Below are 17,248 nucleotides of genomic sequence, written 5' to 3'. Positions count from 1 at the left end.
TAAAGGAAAGGCCCCATGGGTCTTTCCAAGCCGACACTTTCCTACGCGGGAAAGCATCGCCTTAACAAGCAAACGACCTAAACAGAATTAAAAATCGATTCCATCAATGGCGGCCACGGTCAGGATATCCTTGTCACCCCGACCAGATAGATTCACCACAATGTTCTGTTCCGCAGACATGGTGGGGGCCAGCTTGCGAGCGTAGGCCAGCGCATGGGCAGACTCTAAAGCTGGCATAATGCCTTCTACCTGAGTCAATTCGCGGAACGCCGACAGGGCTTCTTGGTCGTCAGCAGCCACATAATTAACCCGGCCAATATCCTTAAGCCAGGAATGTTCAGGCCCGACACCCGGGTAATCCAAACCCGCCGACACGGAATGTGTTTCGATGATCTGGCCGTTATCGTCTTCCATCAGGTAAGTACGATTGCCGTGCAAAACACCCGGGCGGCCCGCGTTTAAAGGCGCAGCATGACGACCGGTTTCAATACCATCCCCCGCCGCTTCTACACCATACATGAGCACATCCTCATCGTTGAGGAAGGGATGGAACAGACCAATAGCATTGGAGCCACCGCCGACACAGGCTACTAGCGCATCGGGAAGCTGCCCCGCCTGTTTCAGACTTTGTTCACGGGCCTCACGCCCAATAATGCACTGGAAATCGCGCACCAGCTGCGGATAAGGGTGAGGACCGGCCACGGTGCCGATAATGTAGAAAGTGTTGTCAACGTTGGTCACCCAGTCACGCATGGCCTCATTCATAGCGTCTTTTAAGGTACGAGACCCTGAGGTAACCGGAATCACTTCCGCGCCCAGCAACTTCATTCGATAGACGTTGAGTTTCTGACGCTCCACATCTTCCGCGCCCATATACACTTGGCATTCTAGACCCAACCGTGCGGCCACTGTCGCCGTGGCCACACCGTGCTGGCCCGCACCGGTTTCTGCAATCACACGGGGCTTGCCCATATGCTTGGCTAGCAGAGCTTGGCCAATGGTGTTATTCACCTTGTGAGCGCCGGTGTGATTGAGATCTTCGCGCTTGAGCCAGATCTTCGCCCCACCGAGCTGCTTCGACCATCGCTCCGCCAGATAAAGCGGAGATGGGCGGCCCACATAATGAGCCAAATCATAGTCGAAATCCGCGCGGAACTGCGGATCGTCCTTAAGACGCTCATACATGGCCGTCAGTTCGTCCAGTGCCCCCATCAGGGTCTCCGAAACAAAGCTGCCACCAAACCGGCCAAAGTGGCCACGCGCATCAGGAAAAGCAGAAAAATCAGGGCGTTCAGACACCAGCTACTCCTCGTGTTTTGACACTATTAATAAAGACACGGATGGCAGAGGCATCTTTGATGCCACCGCTGCGGCCACCCTGAACATTCTTCTGTTCAACACCACCACTCACATCCACTGCCCATGGCTGAACCTGTGTCACAGCTGCAGCCACATTCCCTGGGTGCAGGCCACCGGCCAGCACTACAGGCAGAGGCAAGGTTTTAGGTACCCTGCCCCAGTTAAACGTCTCCCCAGTCCCGCCCGGCACGCCAGCAACATAACTGTCGATCAGCAAACCTGCCGCATTACGGTAAATCTGAGCATAATGGTGGAGATCCACATCATCCTTCATTCGAACTGCCTTGATCCATGGTCGGTTAAAACTGTCGCAAAACTGCGGATTTTCATTTCCATGGAACTGCAATAAGTCTACCGGCACTCTGGCCAGCACCCCTTCAATCTCAGCACGAGACGCATCAACAAAGAGCGCCACCGTGGTAACAAACGGCGGCAAGCTGGCACAGATTTCTGCTGCTTGTCGAGCAGTAACAGCACGAGGGCTGGGCCCATAAAACACTAGGCCAATGGCATCGGCACCGGCGTTCGCCGCCGCTAAACCATCTTCAATTCGAGTAATGCCGCAGATTTTGACCCGGGGTACGGTCATGGGTTCTCCAGTGTAACAAAGGCAGGCCGATAAGGGTTAATTATGCCTCAAGACGGTCCGGCAGCCACAGGGGCCCCAGGGGCTCATCAGGTAACGCGAAGAGCTCAGGGTACTCAATTTCCACCAGATATAGTCCAAAGGGCGGAGCTGTCGCAGCACCCAGCCGCCGATCTCGGCATTCCAGAACGTCTTTGGCCCAAACAGGCGGTTTCTTACCTGCACCCACCTTCATCAGGACCCCAGCTATATTACGCACCATGTGCATCAAGAACGCGTTAGCATGTGCCTCAAGCACCAGCACTTTGCCCTGCTCATATAGTTCAAGGCTATGCAGAGTCTTTAACGGTGACTTGGCCTGGCAATGCACGCTGCGGTAGGCAGTGAAGTCATGATGACCCACCAAATACGATGCAGCCTCGCGCATGGCGGCAACATCCAGAGGACGGTGATTCCAGGTTACCTGGCTGCGGTAGAGCGCCGGGGGGCGAGCATGGTTATAAATTACGTAGCGATAACGGCGACTCACCGCAGAAAAACGCGCGTGAAAATCATCGCTCACTGGCACCGCCCACCGTATGGTCACATCTCTTGGCAGATTGGTATTGCCCCCCATAATCCAGCTCTTCATCTCACGGGGCGCATCGGAATCGAAGTGCACCACCTGCCCAGTGCCATGTACCCCTGCATCAGTACGACCGGCGCACACTACGGTCACCGAATGGTTGGCCACTTTAGACAGTGCCGCTTCCAGGCACTCCTGAACTGTGCGCACTCCTGATTGTTGCATCTGCCAACCACGAAAATCAGTGCCATCGTACTCAATACCCAGCGCAATGCGTGTCATCGTTCACCGTCTCGTTGCCGTTTACGCAAAACTGCTACCCATAAAAAAGGGGGGCGATACCATAAGGCATCGCCCCCCTTTTTCCTAGCCAGAGTGGCGGGTTAACCCACCTGCCCAAGCAGCTCTCTTGCTTCGTTCTGTTGCTGAGCGCTACCTTCGGAGATCACTTCGCTGAGAATATCCTTCGCCCCTTCGCTATCGCCCATGTCGATATAGGCTTTGGCTAAATCTAGCTTAGTGGCATTTTCGTCAGTTTCACCCAAGAAGTCGAAGTCATCTTCATCTGCCAACACATCCGCACTGGACGAGTCCGACGCATCATCCTCCGAGGTGTCGGGCACCGACGCCAGATCAATGTTCAACGACGCGTCCTCGCGTTTCTGCTCATCCGTCGCTTCAACAGCGGAAGACTCATCTAGTGATGGGGACTGATCATCCTCTAGATCCAATGAAGTGATTGGATCTAGAGAATCGTCTGCCTCAACGGCGTCAACCAGCGATTGCTCCGCTTCATCCAGATCCAGATCAATCTCGAGATCCGCCAGAACATCATCCACTTCATGCTGTGGAGCACTGCCCGTTGCATCAGATAAATCCAGATCGTCCAGTGACAAATCCAGCTCTTCATCATTAACTGGATCGGTAGAAAGATCGTCAAACTCAGCATTCATCTCATCTAGGTTGAGATCACCAAATACCGTGTCGTCATTCTGGGTAGAGGTGCCGATGTCATCCAGCTCAAGCACAGAATCGGCTGACAGCGACTGCTTGTCCGCATCAGACATTTCAGGGGCTTGCGAAGTCTCGCCTTCACTATCGAAATCCAGGCTAAATCCTTCGTCAATGCTAGCATCGGAAGAAGCTGAGTCACGGTCAGCTCCCAGCATGACAGTGGCGTCTGCGTTGTCAGCCTCAATAGCATCTAACTCGAAATCAAAATCAGCCAGCTCATCGGAGATTTCCTCCGGCTCAGGGCTTGGCGCTTCTGCCTGGATGGTCGGAGCAGAAAAGGCCTCGTCATTCAAACCCGAGGACAAGCCCATTTCCAGATCATCCAGAGACAGCTCTTCATCGTCTTGGGCAACTGGGGCAACACTACCCAAGCGAGCGATAGCCGCATCCATATCGGCACCAGTACCAGCATAGGCGGTTGCCTGCTGCTGGAAGGCTGCGTCATCGCCCATTTCCTTGAGCAACTCCAGCAGGCGGACTTTCAGATCTGACCTTTCGGGCGACTTGTTAATTTCATTGCGCAGAAAATCTACCGCTTGCGGGTAACGGCCATAGGCCACATAGACTTCCACATCTTCCAGCGGGTCCTGGCTACCACCTTGCTCTTGTCCTGGTGGTGACACCACATCATCATCTTCAACCGTCGCGGCAGTAGACCCGTCATCATCCAGATTCAGGTCAAATTCACTGTCCTGCTGGTCGTCAGCAGCATCAAAAAATGGGCCATCCAGCACTTCGTTATCGTCTTTTTTCTTGCCGCGCAGAAGCAGAAAAATCAACAGCACAATAACGAGAACACCCAGAAGGATGTACAGCAGGTTGGCCATGATCAGATCGACAATGCCCCCTAAAGCAACCGGCGATTGCGCCGGGGCAACCGGCTCCGGTTTGCCCACTGGCGCTACCGGCTCGACCACACTATCCGTAGCCGTCGCTTCACCTTCCGCTCTCTGCGCATTATCAGCTATCGCATTGGCTTGTTTCGAGCTACCTGTGGCGCTGGACTTAGCGGCCTCCTTTGCTAACTCTTCGTCAGAACCTTCTAGCGCAACCACACCACTTTCAGTGGATGGCTCGTTGCTGTTATTACTGAAATTAGCGGCTTCTTCCGTTGCCGTATCGTCCGCCATGCCTCCATCTGCGGAGGAAAGTTCCGGTGCGACCGGCTCTTCCATCAACGGATCACTGTTCGGCGCAGCCACGCCCTGCTCTTCGCGTAATTGACGCAACTCTTGCTGCAATTGAGTAATCTGATCGTTACGCAGCTTAAGTAGTTCCGAGCTGGTAGCGCTCTGCTCTTCAAGAGCATTCAGTCGAGATCTCAGTTCGGCGTTTTCACGATCTAGGCGATCCAGGCTTTCATCGCGAATCGCCAGTTCATTCTCTAGCGTAGCGGTATTAGCGTTACCCTGCCTAGCATCACCAGTGCTGTTACCATCATCTACACCCGCGGTGGATTCCGGAGCGATCAATTTCATTTCACCACGGGCTGGCGAATCTACACCCTCTTCATCAGCATCAACCACCTGACGCGAACCATCGATCTGTGCGCGCTGGGGCGCTTGAATGCCACGCTGCTCCAACATATCACGCCATTGACGGTTCTGGTCAGCCACTTCCGCGATCGCAGAACGAGTAGAAATGGTACGCACTTCCTGCTCGCTGGGAATACGCAGCACGACGCCTTCGCGGACCAAATTGACATTGTTGTTAATAAACGCATCCGGGTTGATTTGCTGAATGGCCACTAACATCTGTTGTACCGACACGCTGTTAGAAGGCCGGTTATTCAGCGCGATTTGCCACATGGTATCGCTAGAACGCACGGTATAACGATTACGCGCGCCACTGTCAGCCTCAGCAGGAGTAGATTCCGCCTGCCAAGGCTCGGATGCAATTTCGGATTCAAGCGTTTTCTCAGACGGGGACTGTGTTGCAGTTGACGGCTGACTGCGAGTGGCTGGCTGCGGCACACGATTGATGACCGGGGCCGCGGTCACCGCACTATCCGCAAAGCTGGGCGGGTCCAGCAGTACGGTATATTCACGCATCAATCGGCCCGTGGGCCAAAGGAATTCAACCAGGAAGTTCAGATAGGGTTCGCGTACCGGCTGATCCGTAGAAATATGCAACTGAGCTTTATCGCCATCCTGAAACTCTACAGAAAACTCCAAGCGATTGAGAAAATAGCTGCGGTCAACACCAGCGGCATCGAATTCCGACTGAGGGGCAAGGTTAACCAGAATTTCTTCTGCTGAAAGGTCACCAACTTCATGCAGTGAAACATCCATATCCAAAGGCTGGTTCAAATAAGAATGAAGCTGATAATCGCCTACCCCCAGTGCCGCTGCTACCCCAGGGGCCATCATCGCCACAGCCGTTAAGCCAAACCCAAGTTTTCGAAGCATGGTCGAACCCTTTATTTATTATGTTTCCCGTGCTCAGCCCAATCCCGCGGGCGCTGCGAACGTACCCAAGTCGGCAAGCTGCCTACATCATCATTACGCATTCTGCCTTAGGCTAGAAGAAAAACCTAGAAACCGCGTCACATAATGTCAGTAACTATCCATCACAGATAATCTTTTAGCAACTTCTCCACTATTTTCACTGCGTTGAGAGCGGCCCCCCAACGAACATTATCGGCAACACTAAAATAGCTCAACCCACCCCCCGCTTCCATCTCCTCGCGGACACGAGAAATGCGCATTGCGGGCGGCCCTTCAACCATTGCTACCGGGGACACGGCCTGGGGATCGTCACTGTCCTCAACTGACATATCCTCATCGCCATCCCATAACGTATAACACTGCGCCGCAGACAGCCCCTGAATGCTGCGCAGGCTAACGCTTTGCCCATAACCATAGAAAACGGGCACCCGCACCATCGTTACCTGCACTGACAACGGCTGATCTGCAAGGACCCGGCGAGTTTCCAAAATCAGCTTCAGCTCTTCACTGGTAAAACCGTTTTCCTGCATCTGGCCACTTACAGGCAACACATTGAACGCGATCTGAGCTTGAGCGGCCTCACTGGGCGCCAGGCCGTTCAGCAGACGCACACTTTGCTGGGCCAGTTGGTCCACTCCTGCCTTACCAGTGGCTGATGCCGCCTGAAACTGGGTAACCACCACCTCCTGTAACGGCCCCTGTTCAGTTAACGGCTTCAGGGCGCGCACCAACTGCACGGTTGACGCATCCGCACAGGCCACCAGATTTTGCTCCCTGGCTTGGGCCAGCATCTCGTCATTAACGCCCGCCACAACCAGTGGAATATCCGCTTCGTAGCGGAAAGCTGGAGATAGGTCGACCACCACCACCCCGCACTCTGCGGCGTGCGGAGCCAGCGCCTGGCTGACTGATGCCCCAGCTGCAAATAAGGCAATTTCCACTTGGGAAAAGTCGAAATCATCGGCCTTACCCACCGTCAGAGACTTGCCCGCAAACGAAACCTTGCTGCCTGCACCATTTTCGGAAGCCAAAACAAAAAGCTCGCCGACCGGAAATTTCCGATCCGCGAGCAATTTGATGATGGCCTCACCGACCAAGCCGGTAGCTCCGACAATGGCCAGATTGATTGACCGATCCATTACTTACCTCTGGTTTGTCGCCTTTAGTGTTCGAGAAGAATGCGCAGCATGCGACGCAATGGTTCGGCTGCGCCCCACAAGAGCTGATCACCTACGGTAAAGGCATTCAGGAATTCGCCGCCCATATTGAGCTTGCGTAAACGGCCCACGGGAATACCCAAGGTGCCGGTGACCGCTGTAGGCGTCAGATCGCGCAAGGTATCTTCCTTGGTATTGGGCACCACTTTGACCCAATCGTTGGACTTGGCAATGATGTCGTTAACTTCATCCATAGGCACATCGCTATTGAGCTTTACGGTCAGTGCTTGGGCATGACAACGCATGGCACCAATACGAACACAGGTACCATCCAAGGCAATCGGGTCGCTGCTACGGCCGAGAATCTTGTTGGTTTCCGCCTGCGCCTTCCATTCTTCCTTGCTCTGCCCGTTCTCCATTTCCTTATCAATCCAAGGCAACAGAGAGCCCGCCAGCGGGAAGCCAAAGTGCTCACGGGGCATGGCATCGCTACGCATGCTCGCCGCTACTTGACGATCAATATCCAGAATCGCACTAGCAGGATCTGCCAGCTTGTCGGAAACATCACCGTGAATCTTACCCATCTGGGCAATCAACTCACGCATGTTCTGGGCACCAGAACCGGACGCCGCCTGATAGGTCTGGGCACTGGCCCATTGCACCAACCCTTCGTTGAACAAGCCGCCCAGGCCCATCAACATCAGGCTCACAGTACAATTACCGCCGACAAAATCCTTGGTGCCATTGTGTAGCGCAGAATCAATCACCGAACGGTTTACCGGATCGAGCACGATGACGCTATCGTCTTTCATTCGCAAAGTGGATGCCGCATCAATCCAGTAACCATCCCAGCCGGCTTCACGCAGCTTCGCGTACACCTCGTTAGTGTAATCCCCACCCTGGCAGGTCACGATCACATCCAGCGCTTTCAATTCATCAATACTTTTGGCATCGCCCAGGGCCGGAATATCCTTGCCCACGTCCGGGCCAGCCTGTCCGACCTGAGAGGTCGAGAAAAAGACCGGTTCGATATCTGCAAAATCATTTTCGGCAGTCATGCGCTCCATCAGTACGGAACCCACCATGCCACGCCAGCCGACAAAACCGACTTTTTTCATTAGAAACTGTCTCCTGAAAGGATTGCCCTTTCTATCAGTGAATAAATGCGCGTGTGACGCCTGGCCCTGTGCCTCTGTTATGCCTTTAACAGTGCATCGGCAACGGCGCTGCCCATTTCTTCGGTGCCCACTTTGCGAGTGCCCTCGGTATAGATATCCGCTGTACGAAGCCCCTGATCAAGAACGCTCTCCACCGCTGCCTCGATGGCATCGGCCACATCGCCACGCTCAAGGCTGTAACGCATCAGCATGGCCAGCGACATAATGGTCGCCAGCGGGTTGGCGATGCCCTGGCCGGCAATATCCGGTGCCGAGCCGTGGCAGGGTTCATACAAGCCCTTGCGGTTTTCATCCAGTGACGCGGAGGGCAACATTCCGATGGAACCGGTGAGCATGGCGGCTTCATCGGAGAGAATGTCACCAAACAGGTTGCCGGTGACAATCACATCAAACTGTTTCGGCGCACGCACCAGTTGCATGGCCGCGTTGTCCACATACATATGCGACAACTCGATCTCCGGGTAGGCTTTTGCTTCCTCGGTGACCACTTCTTTCCAAAGCTCGGTGACTTCCAGCACGTTAGCTTTATCCACCGATAACACACGCTTATCGCGTTTCATGGCCAGTTCAAAGGCCACTTTAGCGATACGGCGCATTTCCGACTCGGTATAGACATAGGTGTTGAAGCCTACACGTTCGCCATTTTCTTCCTTGATGCCGCGGGGCTGACCGAAGTAAATACCACCGGTTAACTCACGCACGATCAGGATATCCAGCCCGGACACTACTTCCGGTTTCAGGCTGGAGGCATCTGCCAATTGCGGAAACAAAATAGCCGGGCGCAGATTCGCAAACAAACCCAGCGACGAGCGCAAGCGCAGCAGACCGCGCTCCGGACGCTTGTCCCGTTCTATGGCATCCCATTTTGGACCACCAATAGAACCGAAAAGAATGGCGTCGGCGGCGCGCGCTTTTTCCAATGTGGTTTGCGGCAATGGATCATTTTCCGCATCCACCGCAGCCCCACCCACCAAGGCTTCATCCAGCTCCACATCCAAAGCAAATTTCTGCTTGGCTACGTCCAGCACTTTAACCGCCTCACGGACGATTTCAGGACCAATTCCGTCGCCCGCTAACACCAATACTTTGCTCATTACTGCTTCCTGTCTACTGCAGCCCTATCGGGCATTAAAAGTTTTTCGCTACCAGCACATCATCTGGGGCAGAGGCCTTTACCAACTCAAGAGAATATTCTTTGCTGCCCTCTGCTGCTCGGATGCGAACCTGATAGATTCCACCTTCTAAGAAGGTATAACGGAATTTGCCAAAACGAAGGATGCCGCCCTGATCAGCGAAAACTTCTACCGAGTGTTTGCCCGCTTCAAGCTGTACGCTCTGAGAACCCGCTTGCTCGGTAATCCGATCACCATCCACTTTGAACAGTGAGGCCTTAGCCTCACTGCTGGTGGGCATTTTCCAGCCCGCCCCTTGGTCTTGCTGCACCGGCGATTCGAGTTGATTGTCCACCGTTAATGTAGCGGCTTGCTCCCCGGTAGGGGCATGGTACATACCCGTAGAGGCACAGCCTGCTAACATCAGAACCGACATCAACGACAGAGACAGTAAACGCAACATACAACCTCCTTGGCTATTCTTTTAATGGTCGGCAAAAACCCAAGGTTCACGCTCTATTCGGCTTCTTTCATAGGCCCGGATCGCATCCGCCTCGTTCAGGGTTAAACCAATCTCATCCAAACCGTTGAGCAAGCAATGTTTGCGAAATTCATCAATTTCGAATGGTAGCGGTTCTCCGCTTTCGGGAATCACCTGCTGGCCCTCCAGATCGATCGTAATCCGGTATCCGCCCTTGCTGCTAACCACTTGAAACAGGGCTTCCACGTTATCTTCGGATAACACAATGGGCAACAAACCATTTTTGAAGCAGTTGTTGTAGAAGATATCCGCAAAACTCGGCGCGATGATTGCCTTAAAGCCAAAATCCATTAGCGCCCAGGGCGCATGCTCACGACTGGAACCACAACCGAAGTTGCGACGCGTCAACAGAATGCTGGCGCCCTGATAGTCTGGTTGATTCAATACAAAATCGTTGTTTACCAGGCGCGCAGCGTTGTCCTGTCCCGGAAAACCTTCGTCCAAATAACGCCATTCATCAAACAAGTTAGGACCAAAACCGGTCCGTTTAATGGACTTGAGGAACTGCTTGGGGATGATCTGATCGGTATCCACATTGGCACGATCAAGCGGAGCCACCAGACCATCGTGACGTACGAATTTTTCCATGGTGTTACTCCTTATGCCTGATCTAGCTCGCGAATATCCACAAAATGGCCCGCCACCGCAGCGGCGGCTGCCATGGCAGGGCTAACCAGATGCGTACGCCCGCCATTGCCTTGACGCCCCTCGAAATTGCGGTTCGAGGTAGAGGCACAATGCTCTCCGGCTTCCAGACGGTCCGGATTCATCGCCAGACACATGGAACAACCAGGCTCACGCCATTCAAAACCAGCCTCAACAAATATCTTGTCTAATCCCTCTTTCTCTGCCTGTTGCTTGACCAACCCGGATCCTGGCACCACTAGCACCTGTTTAACGCTACCGGCTTTCTGGCGGCCTTTAGCCACCTCTGCCGCCGCGCGTAAATCCTCGATACGGGAGTTTGTGCACGAGCCGATAAAGACGCGATCCACCTTGATCTCGGTAACAGGCATCCCAGGGGTCAGGCCCATGTATTCATAAGCACGGGTCATACCCGAGCGTTTAACCTCATCCGTCTCTGCAGCCGGATCGGGAAGGTGGGCATCCACAGGCACCACCATTTCCGGGCTGGTCCCCCAGGACACCTGCGGTTTGATATCCGCTGCATCAATGTCCACCTGCTGATCGAATTGTGCATCAGCGTCGGACACCAGCGTGCGCCAGTAGGCTTCAGCCTTATCCCAATCCGCACCCTTGGGAGCAAAGGGGCGCCCTTTAACGTAATCGATGGTGACGTCGTCTACCGCCACCATGCCAGCGCGGGCACCGGCTTCAATGGCCATATTGCAGACCGTCATACGGCCTTCCATGCTCAGGCTGCGCATGGCACTGCCGGCAAACTCAAGCGCATAGCCGGTGCCACCTGCGGTGCCGATAACACCGATAATGTGCAACACCACATCTTTCGCGGTAACACCTGGGCCAAGCTCACCTTCAACAGACACCCGCATGTTGTTCATTTTTTTGGCTACCAGAGTTTGGGTCGCCAAAACGTGCTCAACCTCACTGGTGCCAATACCGTGGGCCAGGCAGGCCAACGCGCCATTAGTGGAGGTGTGGGAATCGCCGCAGACCACGGTCATGCCCGGCACTACCGCACCCTGCTCCGGGGCCATCACATGAACAATACCCTGGCGCACATCACCAATACCGAATTCGGTAATGCCGAATTCGCGCGTGTTGTTTTCCAGTGTCTGCACCTGAATACGGGACGTCTCATCAGTAATATCAGCGGCACTGTTAAACGGTGTCGTCGGAACATTGTGATCAATGGTTGCCACGCTGGCACTGGTCCGCCAAGGTTGGCGCCCCGCCAGGCGCAGCCCCTCAAACGCCTGAGGCGATGTGACCTCATGAATAATTTGGCGATCGATGTAGATTAATGCGGAACCGTCCTCGCGTTCAGCGACGAGATGAGCGTCCCACAATTTGTCGTAGAGGGTCTTGCCGGCCATGTCTATCTCCCTGAGCCGCCTGAGGTCACTGACTGAGACCATAAATTCGGCTGGTTTATCACTGTTAATTAATGTAGAACTACGCCATCAATAAATCCAATTCATATTTTTCATTTTTAAGATAACCAATTATTATCCCCGTACTGACACTGTGGATGCCCCGGGAATGATCGATACCCCAACGCTAACCGCCTTTATGGCCGTCGCCGAAACAGGCTCATTTTCTGCTGCCGCAGAACGCCTGTACATCACGCAACCGGCCATTAGCAAGCGCATTGCGCTACTGGAACAACAGCTTGAAGCCCGTTTGTTTGACCGCGTAGGACGCCAGATTCAACTGACAGAAGCTGGGCGCTCATTGCTGCCTCGCGCCCGCCAGGTACTGATGGACGTGGAAGATATCGCCCGTGCAATACACGACCTGTCCGGTGAAGTCACTGGCAAGTTGCGCATCGGCACCAGCCATCATATTGGACTGCATAGATTGCCACCGGTTCTGCGCCAGTTCTCCCGAGATTACCCGCAGGTAAAACTGGATATTCACTTCATTGATTCGGAAGAAGCCTGGGAAGGTGTGCTGCACGGCGAGCTAGAGATGGGGGTTGTCACCTTACCGCCGCAACCGGATGAACGCCTGAATAGCGAGGTCATTTGGAACGACCCACTCGTATTCATGTGTGCACCGGAGCATCCTTTAGCGAAACAGGACAACCTGACGCTGGAATCCTTTACCGGTCACAGTGCCATTCTGCCCTCACCGGTCACCTTTACGCGCGGCATCGTGGAGCGACTGTTCGACGAGCATAACCTGAAGCTGGATATCGCCATGTCCACCAACTATCTGGAAACCATCCATATGATGGCGTCCATTGGCCTGGGCTGGAGTGTTCTTCCCGCCACCATGGTCGACAGAGGCATGATTCAGCTGCCGGTGAATGTGCCACTACCCGAACGTCAGCTCGGCGTAGTGACTCACCCGGCACGAAGCCAATCCAACGCGGCCCAGGCATTCCTGCGCGCTCTGCGTGGGCAGATCACCTGATCTGTCCACGGTGCGCTGAGCGAGTCACCCCGCCCACCACCAACAACCCCGCAGCCAGCACCGCGACAAGCGTCGCGGCGAAAAACAAATTTACGCCCCATTGCTGCCACAGCACACCGGACAAGCCGGCTCCGGCCGCCCACCCAGCACCAAAGCCCAGACTGGAATACAGTGCTTGCCCCTGGCCACCCAGTGCCTCACCGAACTGACGGTGCACCCAGGCAATGCTGGCGGCATGGAAGCTGCCAAAGCTAGCCGCATGGAGCAGCTGAGCCAATGCCAACAACCATAGCGAATCCCCCGCCATAGCAATCATCAACCAACGCAACGCGGCTAACAGCAGGCTCGCCACCAGAATCCAGGGGATATAAAAGCGCGATAGCAGCCGGTGCATCACCACAAACAAGCCCACCTCGGCCAGCACGCCCAAAGACCACAACAAACCAACAACGAATTTGCTGAAACCCAGCTCTTCCAAATAAATGCTATAGAAGGTGTAATACGGGCCGTGGGACATCTGCATCAGAAACGAGGCGATTAAAAAAAGGCTGACTGCCGGGCGCCGTAACACCTGCCAAGCCGACACCCCTGCCCCGGAAGCCCGACTCCGCGGTGCGTTGCCCGCCGGCAGCGTCAGCGTGCCTAACCACAGCAACCAGAGCAGACCACTGAGCACCCAGGGCAACACAGCCGTCCCGGCCCGATCGAGCACCTCCCCCAGCACCAAAACGGCGAGAATAAACCCCACCGAGCCCCACAGCCGAACGTGACTGTAACGATGTGATTGGCTGCCCAGTGACTGCAGGGTAAGCACCTCGAACTGGGCCAGCACCGCATTCCAGAAGAAACTGAAGGACACCAGTAAAGCTGCCATGCCCCAAAAGGTGTCTACCCAGAACACTGGCAGAAATACGATGGCAGCCAGCAGGTTACCGGCACGAATAATGCGCAGCCGTTGCCCGCTGCGATCTGCCAGCCAACCCCACAGGTTCGGGGCGCCAATTTTGGTCAGTTGAGGAATGGCCATCAGGCCGCCAATGGCGACGGCACTGAAGCCAAGATCTTTCAGATACAGGGACCAGTACGGCACCAGCGTGCCGAGCAGCCCGAAATAGAAAAAATAGAAGCCTGACAGTCGCCAGTAATAGGGCATGAACGATAAACCTTGTCTTGCAGAAAGCGCCCAATGCCGGTGCAGTGTAAACAGCGTTCTACCTCAGGCGCTTTTGCTGATTTTCCTTGTCTGGCGTCTGGCCTCCGTTAAACGTTCTTCACCCTGGAATCGGAGGGAAAGGGGGCACTACATCGGCATTCTGGCCACGGTGGCGCAGGTAATGGTCCAACAGCACGATGGCCAGCATGGCCTCAGCAATGGGCGTTGCTCGCACACCCACACAAGGATCATGGCGCCCTTTGGTTACCACCTCGGCCGCTTCACCATTCAAACCGATACTCTTGCCCGCAATTAGAATACTGGAGGTCGGTTTGAGAGCCATAGCGACACGCATCGTCTGCCCGGAGCTAATCCCGCCCAGCACGCCACCGGAATGATTACTTAGAAAGCCTTGCGGTGTCATCTCATCACGGTGCTGCTCGCCGCGCTGGTTCACAACAGCAAAGCCATCACCGATTTCCACGCCTTTCACCGCGTTAATGGACATCATCGCCTTGGCCAGATCCGCATCAATACGGTCGAACACCGGCTCACCCCAGCCTGGGGGAACGCCGTCGGCAAACACTTCCACCCGCGCACCAATGGAAGAGCCGTCCTTGCGCAGGGCATTAATCAGATCTTCCAGCGCCGGCACCTTGCTTTCATCCGGAAAAAAGAACGGATTATTATTTACCGTCGACCAGTCAAGAGACTCCGCTTTCACATCACCGATCTGGGTGCAGCCGCCATAAATCCGAATTCCCAGCCTCTGTTCCAGAAACTTTCGTGCAATAGCGCCGCCCGCCACACGCATGGCGGTTTCCCGAGCAGAAGAGCGCCCACCACCTCGGTAATCACGGAAACCGTATTTCTGGGTGTAGGTGTAATCCGCATGCCCGGGGCGGAAAGTGCCAGCAATATTGGAGTAATCCTTGGACTTCTGGTCGGTATTCTCAATCAGCAGGCCGATAGTGGTGCCGGTGGTTTTGCCTTCAAATACCCCGGAGAGAATCTTCACCTGATCCGGCTCACGGCGCTGGGTGGTATAGCGGCTGGTACCGGGTTTGCGCCGATCCAGCTCCACCTGCAAGTCTTCCTCACTAATTTCCAGGCCGGGGGGGCAGCCGTCCACGATGGCACCCAGGGCCGGGCCATGACTTTCACCAAAGGTGGTGATTTTGAAACGCTCGCCGAAACTATTGCCTGCCATGGGCTCCTCAAATGCTCTGCTGTAGGGCGGAAATATCGGTATCTCCGCTGTGACTCTGCGCCCTAACGTCCCGACAATACCCAACTGTGATCATCGCGGGGGGCAAGGGTTCTTAAAAATGTTCGCGGTATTCTAGCAGCTGTTGGCGGCTAAGCATGAATACCCCGTGCCCGCCCCGCTCAAACTCGAACCAGAAAAACGGCACCTGAGGCCATTCCTGCAACATGGCCTCCCAGCTATTGCCCACTTCCACAATCAGCACGCCCTCTTCGCTGAGCTGATCAGGCGCATCCAGCAACAGCCGGCGAGTGAAGTCGAGCCCATCATTGCCCGAGGCCAGTGCCAGCTCCGGCTCATGGCGGTACTCGTCCGGCAGGCTCGCCATATCCTGTGCGTCCACGTAGGGTGGGTTAGAAACGATCAAGTCATAAGGCCCATCAACGGCGGCCAGGCCATCGGACTGTAGTGCCCTGACCTGCTCACCGAGACCATGACGCTCGATGTTCTCTTTGCAGACAGCTAGCGCATCCGCACAGATATCACTGCCATCCACCCGTGCATGCTCAAAGGCGTAAGCACAGGCAATGGCAATGCAACCACTGCCGGTGCACAAATCCAACACCCGATGCACCTGCTCCGGATCCACCCAAGGAGCAAAGGACTGCTCGATCAGCTCGGCCAGGGGCGAGCGCGGAATCAGCACACGCTCATCCACATAAAACGGCAGGCCACAGAACCAAGCTTCGTGGGTCAGATATGGCACAGGAACCCGATGATTGACACGCTGCACCAACTGGCTCACATAGCCACTGACTTCTAAGGGCAATAAACGGGCATCAAGCACCCGAGGGTCACTGTTCAGCGGTAGCGCCAGCTGGTGCATCAACAAGGCGAGCGCCTCATCCCAAGGATCATCATTACCGTGACCGAAGAACACCTCCCCGCTGCGCAACATGCTTTCCCCGAAACGCAGGCAATCGCGCACGGTTTGCAGGGTGGCAATCGCTTCATTCTGTTGCTGCGAACTGATCACGCATCCATCTCCACCGGCAGGCCAGCCGATTATCTGGTTAATGCTTATCGGCCGCCAATAAAAAGAAGCGCTGAAGATTAGCACAGAATCACTTATAAAAGCCTGCCACGCTTACAGCAAAAAGACCGCCACCAGCGTGACTACGATAATGTTGTATGCCCCCCTTTACTTCGTCCTGCCGTGAAGGTTTCGCCCAAATCACTCAAATCAAAGCCATTGTGCTGGAAGCACACTCAACCGAACCTTTCACAATATGGCTACTAAAGCTTAACAAACCGACCTTCTCGGTTTACATTTGCGACACCATAGCCCAGGCCAAGGAGTGCCTGCTTAAACAGCACCTACAGGAGTGAGCCCCATCTGGCTATTAAAAACAGAACCTGACGCGTTCAGCATCGATGATCTGCGCGACAGCAAAAACGCCACTAGCGGCTGGGACGGGGTACGCAACTATCAGGCCCGTAACCGCCTACGCGATGAGATGAAGGCCGGCGATACCGTGCTGATCTATCACTCCAGTTGCGCAGTCCCGGCCATTGTTGGTGAAGCCGTCGTTACCAGCGACCCTTACCCAGATCCAACCCAATTTGACCCTGCTAGCGATGGCTATGATGCACGTAGCCGCCAGGATCATCCCCGCTGGTACCAGGCTGACGTACAGTATGTCTGCCACTACCCGCACCCCCTGACACTCAAACAGATACAGCACCATCCAGAGTTTGCGGACATGGAACTGGTTGTGCGGCCTCGCCTATCGGTGCAAAAAGTCTCCGAACGCCAGCTCCAGTTGATTCGACAGATGTGCCAGCTCGTTAGCGCCACCGCATAGAACG

15 protein-coding genes are annotated in these 17,248 nt (G+C 54.9%); 2 read left to right on the top strand and 13 right to left on the bottom strand.

Going from position 1 to position 17,248, the window contains the following annotated elements; translation table 11 throughout:
• Positions 1-87 precede the first annotated feature (87 nt).
• The 10 genes from trpB to leuC all read right to left on the bottom strand — a co-directional run bounded on the left by trpB (position 88) and on the right by leuC (position 11,977).
• Entirely contained in the window at positions 88-1,299 is a 1,212-nt protein-coding gene (trpB, locus tag Y017_RS08825) for a tryptophan synthase subunit beta (RefSeq protein WP_035460347.1), read from the bottom strand.
• Positions 1,292-1,948 (bottom strand): phosphoribosylanthranilate isomerase, encoded by a 657-nt coding sequence (locus Y017_RS08820; protein WP_011588743.1) that lies wholly within the window; start codon positions 1,946-1,948, stop codon positions 1,292-1,294. Before Y017_RS08820 ends, trpB begins: the two co-directional genes overlap by 8 nt.
• A 40-nt stretch (positions 1,949-1,988) precedes the next feature.
• A complete protein-coding gene (truA, locus tag Y017_RS08815) occupies positions 1,989-2,792 on the bottom strand; it encodes a tRNA pseudouridine(38-40) synthase TruA (RefSeq protein WP_011588744.1) in 804 nt (267 codons plus the stop codon).
• Positions 2,793-2,893: 101 nt separating this feature from the next.
• On the bottom strand, positions 2,894-5,932 hold the full coding sequence (locus tag Y017_RS08810) for a FimV/HubP family polar landmark protein (RefSeq protein ID WP_035460346.1): 3,039 nt from the start codon (positions 5,930-5,932) through the stop codon (positions 2,894-2,896).
• A gap of 161 nt (positions 5,933-6,093) precedes the next feature.
• Positions 6,094-7,110 (bottom strand): aspartate-semialdehyde dehydrogenase, encoded by a 1,017-nt coding sequence (locus tag Y017_RS08805; RefSeq protein WP_011588746.1) that lies wholly within the window; start codon positions 7,108-7,110, stop codon positions 6,094-6,096.
• 23 nt (positions 7,111-7,133) lie between these two features.
• The gene (asd, locus tag Y017_RS08800; protein WP_011588747.1) at positions 7,134-8,246 is read right to left on the bottom strand and encodes an aspartate-semialdehyde dehydrogenase; all 1,113 of its coding nucleotides are present in this window, start codon (positions 8,244-8,246) and stop codon (positions 7,134-7,136) included.
• A gap of 77 nt (positions 8,247-8,323) precedes the next feature.
• Complete coding sequence (leuB, locus tag Y017_RS08795; RefSeq protein ID WP_035460344.1) at positions 8,324-9,400, bottom strand: 3-isopropylmalate dehydrogenase; 1,077 nt, start codon at positions 9,398-9,400, stop codon at positions 8,324-8,326.
• A 34-nt stretch (positions 9,401-9,434) separates the two neighbouring features.
• Positions 9,435-9,881: a hypothetical protein gene (locus tag Y017_RS08790; RefSeq protein ID WP_011588749.1), complete on the bottom strand. Its 447-nt coding sequence runs from the start codon at positions 9,879-9,881 to the stop codon at positions 9,435-9,437.
• A gap of 21 nt (positions 9,882-9,902) precedes the next feature.
• On the bottom strand, positions 9,903-10,547 hold the full coding sequence (leuD, locus tag Y017_RS08785) for a 3-isopropylmalate dehydratase small subunit (RefSeq protein WP_011588750.1): 645 nt from the start codon (positions 10,545-10,547) through the stop codon (positions 9,903-9,905).
• Positions 10,548-10,558: 11 nt separating this feature from the next.
• Entirely contained in the window at positions 10,559-11,977 is a 1,419-nt protein-coding gene (gene leuC / locus Y017_RS08780) for a 3-isopropylmalate dehydratase large subunit (protein ID WP_035460343.1), read from the bottom strand.
• A gap of 166 nt (positions 11,978-12,143) precedes the next feature.
• Here leuC and Y017_RS08775 point away from each other — a divergent pair, with 166 nt between their 5' ends.
• Positions 12,144-13,019 (top strand): LysR family transcriptional regulator, encoded by an 876-nt coding sequence (locus tag Y017_RS08775; protein WP_081424059.1) that lies wholly within the window; start codon positions 12,144-12,146, stop codon positions 13,017-13,019.
• On the opposite strand, the gene Y017_RS08770 is transcribed toward Y017_RS08775, so the two are convergent.
• From Y017_RS08770 to prmB, 3 genes are all read right to left on the bottom strand, one after another.
• A complete protein-coding gene (locus tag Y017_RS08770) occupies positions 13,012-14,172 on the bottom strand; it encodes an MFS transporter (protein ID WP_035460342.1) in 1,161 nt (386 codons plus the stop codon). The genes Y017_RS08775 and Y017_RS08770 overlap by 8 nt on opposite strands.
• A 118-nt stretch (positions 14,173-14,290) precedes the next feature.
• Positions 14,291-15,382, bottom strand: a complete 1,092-nt coding sequence (gene aroC / locus Y017_RS08765) for a chorismate synthase (RefSeq protein WP_011588754.1) — start codon at positions 15,380-15,382, stop codon at positions 14,291-14,293.
• Between the two features lie 112 nt (positions 15,383-15,494).
• A complete protein-coding gene (prmB, locus tag Y017_RS08760; RefSeq protein WP_011588755.1) occupies positions 15,495-16,415 on the bottom strand; it encodes a 50S ribosomal protein L3 N(5)-glutamine methyltransferase in 921 nt (306 codons plus the stop codon).
• A gap of 349 nt (positions 16,416-16,764) precedes the next feature.
• On the opposite strand from prmB, the gene Y017_RS08750 reads away from it, so the two are divergent.
• Positions 16,765-17,244: an EVE domain-containing protein gene (locus Y017_RS08750; protein WP_011588756.1), complete on the top strand. Its 480-nt coding sequence runs from the start codon at positions 16,765-16,767 to the stop codon at positions 17,242-17,244.
• Positions 17,245-17,248 lie beyond the last annotated feature (4 nt).

Origin of the sequence: Alcanivorax sp. 97CO-5 (genome assembly GCF_000524665.1) — a bacterium.
GTDB lineage: Bacteria > Pseudomonadota > Gammaproteobacteria > Pseudomonadales > Alcanivoracaceae > Alcanivorax > Alcanivorax borkumensis.
This window is presented reverse-complemented; position numbering and strand designations above follow the sequence as displayed.